Genomic DNA, 10801 nt, shown 5'->3' with positions numbered 1-10801 from the left:
GTTGGTTGCCGCGCGGTCTACGAGATGGCAAAGCGCAACCATGCAGCCGATCACATCGCGCCGCCACCGCCGGGCTGGAAGAGCCAGTGGGAAACCCCCGAAGCTATTGCTGCGGTGACCAGCGAACCTGTGGCCGACTGATCCAGCCCGAAAAATCCAGCAATCTTCGGATTGAGCAGGCCGACCGAGAATGATCCGCCTCCTGTCGGAATCTAGCCGCAACCAGAGTACTGGTCCGTCTATGAGCAGGACATGCGATAAGCAAGCGATTACACCGGAGGCTGAACAACGGAACGTTGTGGTTGTGGCCAATCAACGAGATGCGCGCAGATCGATCGAGGAACGCACATACGTGTTAGTAAATGAAGTGAAAAGACGTCGGTATGCGAATAGAACGTGCCAGACGATCGCTTAGCCGGACGCACGCCCTCTGCAAGTGCCACGTATTGGAAGCGGAGGTTTCGCATTGCTTCAAGACGCAGAATAGGGAGTCGACAGATGAAGGATATTCCATACCGCGATATCGCCTTTGAGATCATTGGTCAGGTTGCACGAATTTCGCACAATCGCCCAGACCGACGTAACGCTGAAGGAACACTGTTACTTGATGAACTTGACGATGCGTTATCACGTTGTGCAGATGATGAAAACATCCGTGTTGTGATTGTTGGAGGGAAGGGAGAGCACTTCTCGGCAGGTCACGATGTGAAGGAAGCGATGGGCCGTCCGGATCAGGTCGAGCGCCGTTACGCGTACGAAGAGCAACGCTACCTCGGCTACTGTCTGCGGCTCTGGGATTTCCCGAAGCCTACCATCGCACAGGTACAAGGCGCGTGCATTGCGGGCGGCTTCATGATCGCGAATATGTGCGATCTGGTCGTCGCTTCTGAGGATGCATTTTTCGTTGATCCAACATGTGTCACCTTGGCTGCTGCTGCGACCGAAGTACTAATCCACCCATGGGTGTTGGGGCTGCGGGCAGCGAAGGACTTCCTGTACACCGGCCGCAAGATGCTTGCGGACGAAGCGCTGCGACTTGGAATGGTCAACCGCGTTTTCCCATCCGACTCGCTGGAAAAAGGCGCCCTAATGTTGGCAAATGAAGTCGCAAAAGCGCCTCCGTTTGCAATCAAGATGTTAAAACGATCACTCAACAGGACAGCGGATATGCAAGGTTTCAGAAACGCCATTCAGGCGCACTTTGACACCCATGAGCTATGTCATACGACGCAGGAGTACAAGGTTATTCGCTCGGGAGGGCTCGATAGAACGATCGCACGGACTAGATCCCTTGGGTAGAGCGATGGCCTTCTGACTTGCTGCGCGGCGTATGGAAGGAGGTCGAAACCGAGTCGGAGTGAGCCTCAAAGGCTGAAAAAACGGACTGCAGTCGTGCCAGTCAGTTTATGTTCGAATGTAAAGGCAAGTGGACTTCCCGGTATGGGTCGAAAGAGGAAGCACGCTGCTGCGGAGCGGAGTGGGAGGCGTCAAAGTGATCGACTTGGCACAGGGCCGCTCAAGTCCCTTTCGAACTGAATGCTCGTGGGCTGCGAGGCCAACGTTATATTGGTCGAGTCGCCGCCAGACGATAAGACGTGTGCCCTCGGTCCACCGTTCGTGAGCGACAGCACTACACGTTTCGGCGACCTAAGCCAGGGCTGCTGTCGTGGCGAGTGCCTTTGAGGTGACAGTCTGTTTGCAGCTCTCTAGACCTCAGGATGGAGTGAATAATGAAAGCGTACGTTGTGCTCCTTAGACAAGTGACCAAGGATCCCCGTGAACTTGACGCGTATCGGCCGATGGCGCGAGCAGCGAGCAAGGATCACCCTATGATTATTCGCGCGCTGCACGGGCGACAACGGGTACTTGAAGGTCCTGAAATAGAGGCAGTCTCGATCCTGGAGTTTCCGACTTTTGAAGATGCCGAACGTTGGTACGACGCGCCGGAATACCGTCGGGCACTGCCTCATCGACTGCGGGGCGCTGACTACCTTGCGGTCATTGTTGAAGGTTACGTGAATTCAAAGACTCCTTAGTGCATGCCATTGCTTGCGCTGTCCATATAGAACATGCAGTTAATCTGTGCATTAAGCGGAACCGATATACGCACAGTTTGACGGACGTTCAATCAGGCTGGAGGAAAGAATGACAACTGTTGTTGAAGCGCCGTATCAGGGAGTTTTCCAGCCCCAACTGCTGGTTCATGCGCTTAGCTACAATCTCGACCGTCCCTTTCTTCACTACGACGATCAAATGTTGACTGCAGGGGGCTATCGGGATCTTGTTAGTCAATATCTGCAATCTTTAAAGTCGCTTGGACTTGCCCGCGGTGCACGAATTGGCGTGCTTTCTGCAAATCGGCCGGAGGTGCTGGCAGTGACGGGGGCATGTCTCCTGGGCGAATATGTGATGGTGCCGTTGCACCCGTTGGCCTCCCTGGAAGATCACCTGTATGCAATGAAAGATTCAGGAATGGAGGCCCTGATATTCGACCCTGAGAGTTACAACGAGCGCGGAACTGCGTTGGCTACGGCAGTCGATGGATTGTTCGCTCTCTCCTTTGGACCGGCGACGGCTGGTCGGGATCTTTGCGACCTGGCAGGCAAGATGAGGCCGGAGGTCTTGGTGGCCCCGGACACCAGTCCGGAAGATGTTTACCGTTTGTCGTATTCCGGTGGTACGACGGGCAAGCCCAAGGCTGTCGCTGGTACCCATCGAGTGGGCGCTGCCATGTTGAGCATCCTCATGGCTGAGTGGGAGTGGCCTGTGGAAGTCAAGCAACTCATGTGTGCACACCTCAGCCACGCGGGATCAGCAATGTTCCTGCCGACACTACTTCGTGGCGGCACGATGGTGATAATGCCCGGTTTTGATCCGTTGAAGGTACTTCAAACTATCGAAAGACACCGGATCACTTGCGTACTGCTCGTTCCGACCATGATTTACGCATTGCTTGATCATCCTCGGTTCACCGAATTTGATCTTTCGAGTTTGGAGACGGTCTTCTATGGTGCAGCGGCGATGTCTCCTACACGGCTCCAGCAGGGTCTCGCTCGTCTGGGACCGGTGTTCTTCCAGTGGTATGGGCAGGTCGAAGCTCCAATGACGGTGTGTGTGATGCGTCGAGCCGATCACATTTCTGACGACCCGGAGCGGCTGGCATCGTGCGGTCGTCCCGTTCCGTGGTTGCACGTCGAGCTGCTTGATGAGCAGATGCGTCCAGTACCAGACGGAGTTGCGGGGGAGATCTGTGTTCGGGGGCCACTGGTCATGGAGAAATACCATAATCGCCGGGAGCAGACAGCCGAGGCGCTCGCGGGCGGTTGGCTGCACACTGGTGACGTTGCTGTGCGCGACAAAAGCGGATTTCTCCGTATCGTCGATCGCAAGAAGGACATGATTGTATCCGGAGGATTCAATGTCTATCCACGTGAAGTTGAGGACGTCCTTTCCGGTCATCCATCGGTGGCACGCTGCGCTGTCGTCGGCTTTCCCGATCCTTACTGGGGCGAAATTGTCACGGCGTTTGTAGTGTTGCGCACTGGTGAGAAGCGCTGCTCGAAATCTCTACAGGCGCTGGTTCGCGAGAAGAAGGGGCCAGCGCAAGTACCTAAGGTGATCGAATTCGTTGATGAGCTGCCGCTAACTGCGGTTGGCAAGATCGATAAAAAGTCGTTGCGCGCCAGCTACAACCTACGTAGCGATCGGACCGTGACCCAGTGAGGTTGGTTTATTGGATATGCCGAGTGTTCATCCGCGAATCGTGGGTAACTTGGGCGTTGCACATTCGAATTTATCTCAACGCGCGTGCCTCCACACAGGCGTCTTCCGGTTGGTTGTTCATAGGACAAAGGGCTAAAGATGAAAGAGTTTGTTCCGTTCATCGTCGGAGTAGGCGGTACATCAAGGGCTGGCTCTTCGACAGAAACGGCTCTGCGCTTTGCGCTGAGCGCGGCAGAGCGCGCCGGGGCAAGAACCGCAATAGTGGCTGGCCCGGAGCTTGAGTTTCCGATGTATTCACCTGACCGTTCGGAGCGTTGCGACACTGCCTCGGAAATGATTGCTTTGCTCCGTCGGTGTCACGGCGTAGTTGTTGCCTCACCGGCCTACCATGGATCGGTTTCGGGCCTCATCAAAAACGCTTTGGATTACGTTGAAGATATGCGCAATGATGAGGCCGTCTACCTTGATGGCCGCGCCGTAGGATGCATAGCCTGCGCATTTGGCTGGCAGGCAACTGGTAGCACACTGGCCGCCATGAGATCGATTGTTCATGCACTTCGCGGGTGGCCAACTCCGATGGGGGTCGCAATCAATAGCAGCACAAGAGCTTTTGACACGGACGGACGGTGCCTCGATGCTGGGGTCGAGAGGCAGTTGGAGCTGCTCGCAAACCAGGTTGTTGACTTCGCTCGAATGCGCGCGGCTGCCGGAAACGGTGGGGAAAGCGTTTTGAACGGCCAGGCGAAGCTAATGCAGAGGCGCCTGGGGTGATGAAAGCTGGGGAAGGATGCTTCGTGTATGTCGGTCCGACTATCGAGGCAAGTGCGAAGGCGACGTTAACCACGGCAACTATATCCGGGGGCGGCAGCCTGACTACCAAAGGACACTGAGCAAGTCGCCCACAGCAGAGCGGTGGTAGGGCTTCGAGCAGCACATGACCCCGCGGCCATTACGTCAGTTCAAGGGCGCTTTTCCGGGGGACGCAAAGATAGTAGACGCGCTGGTGGGCAAGCCTTCAACCTCAATGGTGAGTACTCCCATCTGAGCTATCACTGACGATTTTGGCTAGCACCAATGGATGCAATAACCATGTCCGATTCTCTTGAAAGCATTGATCCAGTCGGTTTCCGCGCCCAGGTTCGGGCATTCCTGGATGAAGCATTGACACCAGAACTGCGACAGGCAGGGTGTGGGCAAATCGGAGTTTTTGCACCGCCGGAGGTTGGTCGCATCTGGCATCGCAGACTTTACGAGCGAGGCTGGATTGTGCCGACGTGGCCTACGAAATACGGAGGACGGGGCTGGGGGCCTGCACAAAGGTACATCTTCGAGCAGGAGTGCGCGCTGGCGAACGCTCCCACGCTTTCGTCGGCGGGCCTGCTTATGATCGGCCCCATCCTGATTCACTTCGGCACGGAGGAGCAGCAGACACGCTTCCTGCCGCGTATTCGATCTGGTGAAGATTATTGGTGTCAGGGTTACTCTGAACCGGGCGCCGGATCCGATCTTGCCGCACTAAAATGCCGAGCGCACCGTGAAGGAGGCGAGTACTTCGTTGAGGGCACAAAGATTTGGACCACGCATGCCCATTGTGCGGACTGGATCTTTCTGCTTGTGCGAACCTCCACGCACGAGCGTCCACAGGAAGGAATTAGCTTTCTGCTGGTTGATATGCGCTCGCCGGGAGTGGTGGTCCATCCAATCATCAGTATGTCCGGTGAGCACGAAGTGAACCAGGTGTTCTTCGACGGCGCTCGAACCGCGGTTGAGAACCGGATCGGCGATGAAGGTGCGGGTTGGACCATCGCGAAGCGCCTGCTTGAGTTCGAGCGCAGCGGAGTCTACGGACCACGCGTTCGTCGGTTGCTGCTCCAGGCACGCCGGATTGCCGAGGAGCGCGAAGATTGCTGGAGGGACGCGGACTTTCGTTGGCGTTATGCAGAGTTGAGCATCGATTGCGATGCGCTTGAGGCAGCGGAGTTACGAATGCTTGTCGAGAACGACTCACAGCGGGCAGGGGTCACTACATCCTTGCTCAAGTTAGCCGGCACAGAGACATTGCAACGTGCAAGTGAGCTATGTGTGACAGCAGCCGGCGCGGCGTCGCTGCATGCTCACGACCCTGCAAGGTCAGATACATCTTCCCGAGATGCACAGGTAGCGATGGCGCGGTACCTCAATATGCGCGCAGCAACAATTTACGGGGGATCCAGCGAGATCCAGCGGAACATTCTCGCAAAAACGGCGCTGCAATTGTAAGCCCGCAGCGGGATAGCATGACGCATAGGTATACGTTACACCCCTATGTGGAGCCAATAGCGCGCCTTCCTTGATGCGTCAGGTAGCGTAGCGTAGGGGTTGCAAAGAAGGAGGGTATATGGAAGGGATGGATTTCGCGCTAAACGAAGAGCAGCGTATGTTGCGCGATATGGTTGAGCGGGTCTCTGTCGAACAATACGGATTTGGCGTCCGACAGGCAGCAATACTTGACCACGACGGCTTTCATAGGCCCTTCTGGAAGGAGTTGGGACAGCTTGGCGTGCTCGGAGCGACGTTGCCGGAGCGTTGCGGTGGATCAGGGGCGGATCATCTGACTGCAATGTTGATCATGTCGGAGTTTGGGAAGAACCTGGTGATTTCGCCATACCTGTCGACCATCATCTCCGCAGCTACGCTGCTTGCTCGGTTTGGTACTACGATGCAGTGCGACCAGTACCTGCCCAGCGTGATCGAGGGCAGCAGCATCATCGCGTTTGCCTGCGATGAGGCGAACGATGTGATTGACCTCGGTCTCGTGAAGACATTAGCTTCGCCGACCTCGGGCGGATTTGAAATTACTGGCCATAAGACTGGCGTTGTGGGTGGCATCTGGAGCGACCATGTGATGGTGGTTGCAAAGATCGAAGGTACTGACGGCGCAACTGGAACATTTATTCTGCCGGTGGATACCCCCGGCGTCGAGATCCGCCACTACCGAACAATTGATGGTGGAAGTACTTCGACTGTCCATCTCCACAGAGCATTTGCGCCGTCGAACTCATGGATTGGTGAGTATTACGACAGCGGAGAGGCCATTGAACGCATTCGCGATGAAGCTGCTGCAATGGTGTGCGCGGACGCTGTGGGATCCATGGGAAGTCTGCTCCGTAAAACGGTCGAATATGCACGGACGCGGAAGCAATTCGGAACGCCGATTGGAAAATTCCAGGTGTTGCAACATCGGATGGTGGATATGCTATTAGGGTGTAATCAATCGGCGTCGATTACCCACCACGCAGTGACGCACCTTGCTGCTAACCCGGTCCAACGAAAAAAGGCTGTGTCGGCAGCTAAGGCACTTGTTGGGCGGTTCGGGCGCATGGTGGCACAGTCGGCCGTGCAGATACATGGTGCTATAGGTATTACTGACGAACTGGACGTCAGCCATCACTTCCGTCGTATCGAAACCCTTAATTTGTGCCTCGGTACAATTGACCGGCATATTCGCCGGTACGCAGATCTGCTAGACACAAGCGAAGCTTGAATGTCGGCGTGCTATAGCGGCATGGCCCGGAACATCAATCTCGCACGTCGCGGTGCATCGATGAAATTTTACTTCTCCCCCGGCGCATGCTCGCAGTCGATCCATATCGCATTGCGCGAAGCGGGTATCGACTTCGAAGGCATCAACGTGAATCTGCAGACGCACAAGCTTGCGAACGGTGAAGACTACGACGCGATCTGGCCGCGCGGCTACGTGCCGCTCGTGGAGTTCGACGACGGCTCGCGGCATACCGAAGCCGCATCGCTGCTGCAGTACATCGGCGACCTCGATCCGCAACGCGCGCTCATTCCACCTGCCGGCTCGGCGGAGCGTCTCGCGGTGCTTGAGTGGCTCACGTTGGTCAGCACCGAACTGCACAAGACGTTCAGCCCGTGGCTCTGGCAGGCGCAGACGGCCGAGTCGACGAAAGTCGCATGCCGCGCGAAGTTCGCGACGCGATTCACGGAACTGGACCGCGCGCTCGCCGGCCGCGAGTATCTGACGAGCTGATTCACGGTTGCCGATGCGTACGCGTTCACGCTGACACTGCGCGCGGTCCAACTCACGCGCCTCCGTCGCCGCCGCCGCGAGCACAACGTGAGGAATTCTTCGTTGGCGACACGGTTGGTTTCACCGACAAACATCTGAGCGAGCGAGTCGGCATCATCGTCAGGCTCAACGCAAAAACCGCGTCCATCGCTGTTAATGATTCGGACGGCCATTGGCGGGTCTCGTACGCTTTGCTGCGAAAGATTGTCGACATCTAACCGCGCGACACCGTCTACACGGGTTCCGCTGACGGATACTTTGAACCCGGCGCCTCACACATCGATCCCGCTCGCTAGCAGCCGATCCTCTCCCGCGTCAACGTAATCACGTAATCCGCGACGGTGTAGATCGAATGCTTACTTTTTAAACGCGTCGGTCATGTTTATACAGCCTCAAGGCAGACTGCCGGAAACCCCTGCCGCCAAGGGACGTAGTGTTGCGATTACGAGAAACGTTAGCCGGGCAGGGGAATCGACCGTGGGTGAGCAGCGAACAATCGGGGCCGTTTTTCCGAGCCTAATGTGGCTCTGGAATGTTGCTATCAACGATAACGGCGCTATAGTCTCCACCGCGTAGACGGTGAGACAGCGCTTCGTGATAGGCAGGGGTGTCGTACCAATGCTCCGCGTCCTCGAAGGATGGAAATTCGAGTATTACTATCGACTCAATCTCTGGGCCTTCGAGTACCTTGTGTCGTCCCTGAAATGCTCGAATGGTCAAGGGATGGCCGATGGAAGCGGCTCGTGCTTTGGAAAGGTAGGCGGCAATTTCTGCTGCGTCCAGGGTCGCCCTCCTGATGACTACAACAAAGGCGGTCACGGGTCCTCCACTCTATGTAGACAATGAATACTGTACTTGAGCAAATCACCTGATGCTTTGTGTTACAGAGTTTGGCCGACATTCGGACCCTCACGGGTCAGCGATCCTTCGCGATCAATCAAAAGGTTACGTCCCAGCCGTATCTAAAGCGGCCGGGCCCAGCCCTTGCGCCTGGCGCAGCCAAACGTCATGTCCGCAGTGACCGAGTTTACGCGGACTCGATGAAGGTGTAACTGGGCGTCTAACAGCGCTCGGCCTCCGATGTATCGCTCGCGTTTTTGCCTCCCATGTGTGTACCCGAGGAGCGATACGCGGTCGTGACCTGTTCCTTGATCGCAAAGTCCAGTGTTTGCCGTTGGAACGAGGCAGTTATTGGACCCGTAGAGACGAGTATGGCAATGGAGTGTGTCTCCAGGGAAATGACCAGGTCGGCACCTCTGAGTTCGTTGCGACATACGAGCTAGCATCGCGAAGCCGGCTTCCGAGAAAACGACCGGCTAAACCCGTGGCATGTCTTGGGACGGATGGCGGCGAGCTTCTATTTTCCAGGTTCAAACCCTTTCGAGAACGTGGACTACACATGCTGAGCCGCGCCCAAAAGAGCCGCCGACAACATGGGTAAGGCCCATCCGGGCGCCGACGACCTGCCGCGCACCTGCTGCCCCTCGTAAATGAGTCGCCACCTCATATAGATTGGCGATGCCCGTCGCGCCGAGCGGATGGCCCTTTGACAGAAGACCACCTGACATGTTCACTGGAATTCGTCCCCCGAGAGTGGTTTCCCCCGCATCGATCATTGGGCCCGCCTCCCCCTCGTTGCACAGACCCAGGTTTTCGTAGTGCACCAATTCGGCCGTTGCAAAACAGTCGTGAAGTTCCACAAGGTCTAGTGCATCAGGACCAATCCCAGCGTGTTCGTAGGCGAGACGCGCGCAGTTACGTGTGACATCGTTGAAGTCAGGAATCGCAAACTCTTTCGGCGTATACGGTCCCGAAGTCATCTCCGAAGCGCGCACTCGTACCGCTCTCGCCATCAAGCCTAACCGTCGTGCAGCACGCTCCGAAGCAATCACGGCGGCCGCCGCCCCGTCCACGTTGATAGAACACATCAACTTGGTGTTGGGCCAGGAGATCATCTCCGCCTCCATAACTTCCCGGAGCGTTGTCTCACGCTGACTCATCGCCTTGGGATTCATGGTGGAATGGTGATGGTTCTTGACCGCTACCTTGGCGAACTGCTCGAAGGTAGTCCCGTACTTGCGTGCGTGTTCTACTCCAATCTGGGCGAACATCGCTGGCATGGTATTCGATCCGAGTGCGCCTTCCTCGACAAAGCCGTCGGAACGGCCACTTCCGCCTAGCAGTCCGCGGCCCATTTGCTCTACGCCCACAGCAAGCACGACGTCGTACAGACCGGACTTCACGGCGATTAGCCCCTCTCGGAAAGCGGTGGCGCCAGTGGCACAAGCATTGGCCACGTTGGTGACAGAAACGCCGGTAAGGCCCATCTCACGCAGAATGCGCTGCCCGACCATCAAATGGGCCTCCATCAGGTTGCCGCAATATAGTGCTTGCATGTCGCGGATCCCAAGCCCAGCATCGTCAAGTGCAAGCCAGGCAGCTTCCGCTCCGAGTTCGGGCACCGTGCGACTCGGGTAGCGCCCAAATGGGATCATGTCGATCCCGACAATATAAACGTCAGTCATTTTTGTGACCTCGGCGGGATGGGACGAAGTAGTAGGAGAGGAAGGCGGAGCCGTCCGCCGCCTTCTGGCCGGAATCGCGATAGACAATTTCCACTGGCATGTCGTAAGGCAGGGATCGAGGGTCTGGCGTCACGTCCGTCAGCGTACCTTTTAGTGTTCCGCCGCCATCCAGATTGACGATTGCTGCAACAAATGGAGTCGTCACTCCCGGAAAGCTGCGGTGTACGACCGTATAGCTGCAGAGGCGACCACTTTCAGCCAACTGGATGGATTCCAGGCGCCCGCGCGTACCACAGGCGGCGCACGCGATGCGTCTACCTGGCATGACGGCCCCACAATCCGTGCAGCGCGAGCCGACGAGATGCGCGTGGCCATCTGGTGCGACGACAAGAAAAGGGACTGCGGGCACCACCCTTGCAATGGAAGATTCAGAGGATATTTCAGGGCACATAGTTGGCACTCCTGTATCTGGGTGAAAAGC

General features: G+C 56.7%; 10 protein-coding genes. 7 read left to right on the top strand and 3 right to left on the bottom strand.

What is annotated here, in order from left to right; all coding sequences use genetic code 11:
• Positions 1–507 precede the first annotated feature (507 nt).
• The 7 genes from P3T23_RS43140 to P3T23_RS43110 all read left to right on the top strand — a co-directional run bounded on the left by P3T23_RS43140 (position 508) and on the right by P3T23_RS43110 (position 7756).
• Entirely contained in the window at positions 508–1299 is a 792-nt protein-coding gene (locus tag P3T23_RS43140) for an enoyl-CoA hydratase (protein ID WP_429322164.1), read from the top strand.
• A gap of 431 nt (positions 1300–1730) precedes the next feature.
• Positions 1731–2036: a DUF1330 domain-containing protein gene (locus tag P3T23_RS43135; protein ID WP_429322163.1), complete on the top strand. Its 306-nt coding sequence runs from the start codon at positions 1731–1733 to the stop codon at positions 2034–2036.
• Between the two features lie 109 nt (positions 2037–2145).
• Positions 2146–3723 (top strand): AMP-binding protein, encoded by a 1578-nt coding sequence (locus P3T23_RS43130; protein WP_429322162.1) that lies wholly within the window; start codon positions 2146–2148, stop codon positions 3721–3723.
• 138 nt (positions 3724–3861) lie between these two features.
• Complete coding sequence (locus P3T23_RS43125) at positions 3862–4494, top strand: NADPH-dependent FMN reductase (protein WP_429322161.1); 633 nt, start codon at positions 3862–3864, stop codon at positions 4492–4494.
• Between the two features lie 318 nt (positions 4495–4812).
• Positions 4813–5982: an acyl-CoA dehydrogenase family protein gene (locus P3T23_RS43120; protein ID WP_429322160.1), complete on the top strand. Its 1170-nt coding sequence runs from the start codon at positions 4813–4815 to the stop codon at positions 5980–5982.
• Between the two features lie 118 nt (positions 5983–6100).
• Positions 6101–7246, top strand: coding sequence for an acyl-CoA dehydrogenase family protein (locus P3T23_RS43115; RefSeq protein ID WP_429322159.1), 1146 nt, complete (start codon positions 6101–6103; stop codon positions 7244–7246).
• Positions 7247–7306: 60 nt separating this feature from the next.
• Positions 7307–7756 (top strand): glutathione S-transferase N-terminal domain-containing protein, encoded by a 450-nt coding sequence (locus P3T23_RS43110; RefSeq protein ID WP_429322158.1) that lies wholly within the window; start codon positions 7307–7309, stop codon positions 7754–7756.
• A gap of 555 nt (positions 7757–8311) precedes the next feature.
• On the opposite strand, the gene P3T23_RS43105 is transcribed toward P3T23_RS43110, so the two are convergent.
• From P3T23_RS43105 to P3T23_RS43095, 3 genes are all read right to left on the bottom strand, one after another.
• Complete coding sequence (locus tag P3T23_RS43105) at positions 8312–8614, bottom strand: DUF1330 domain-containing protein (protein ID WP_429322157.1); 303 nt, start codon at positions 8612–8614, stop codon at positions 8312–8314.
• A gap of 551 nt (positions 8615–9165) precedes the next feature.
• Positions 9166–10320, bottom strand: coding sequence for a thiolase family protein (locus tag P3T23_RS43100; RefSeq protein ID WP_429322156.1), 1155 nt, complete (start codon positions 10318–10320; stop codon positions 9166–9168).
• Positions 10313–10771, bottom strand: coding sequence for a Zn-ribbon domain-containing OB-fold protein (locus P3T23_RS43095; RefSeq protein WP_429322155.1), 459 nt, complete (start codon positions 10769–10771; stop codon positions 10313–10315). Before P3T23_RS43095 ends, P3T23_RS43100 begins: the two co-directional genes overlap by 8 nt.
• Between the last annotated feature and the right edge of the window lie 30 nt (positions 10772–10801).

The organism is Paraburkholderia sp. GAS448 (genome assembly GCF_050435685.1).
In the GTDB taxonomy this organism is placed as follows: domain Bacteria; phylum Pseudomonadota; class Gammaproteobacteria; order Burkholderiales; family Burkholderiaceae; genus Paraburkholderia.
The sequence above is the reverse complement of the archived record's forward strand: the minus strand, read 5'-3'. Positions and strand labels throughout refer to the sequence as shown.

Coding starts and splice junctions, on each gene's coding strand:
- P3T23_RS43135 (WP_429322163.1), top strand. CDS start 1,731: ATGAAAGCGTACGTTGTGCTCCTTAGACAAGTGACCAAGGATCCCCGT.
- P3T23_RS43120 (WP_429322160.1), top strand. CDS start 4,813: ATGTCCGATTCTCTTGAAAGCATTGATCCAGTCGGTTTCCGCGCCCAG.
- P3T23_RS43115 (WP_429322159.1), top strand. CDS start 6,101: ATGGAAGGGATGGATTTCGCGCTAAACGAAGAGCAGCGTATGTTGCGC.
- P3T23_RS43125 (WP_429322161.1), top strand. CDS start 3,862: ATGAAAGAGTTTGTTCCGTTCATCGTCGGAGTAGGCGGTACATCAAGG.
- P3T23_RS43100 (WP_429322156.1), bottom strand. CDS start 10,320: ATGACTGACGTTTATATTGTCGGGATCGACATGATCCCATTTGGGCGC.
- P3T23_RS43110 (WP_429322158.1), top strand. CDS start 7,307: ATGAAATTTTACTTCTCCCCCGGCGCATGCTCGCAGTCGATCCATATC.
- P3T23_RS43095 (WP_429322155.1), bottom strand. CDS start 10,771: ATGTGCCCTGAAATATCCTCTGAATCTTCCATTGCAAGGGTGGTGCCC.
- P3T23_RS43130 (WP_429322162.1), top strand. CDS start 2,146: ATGACAACTGTTGTTGAAGCGCCGTATCAGGGAGTTTTCCAGCCCCAA.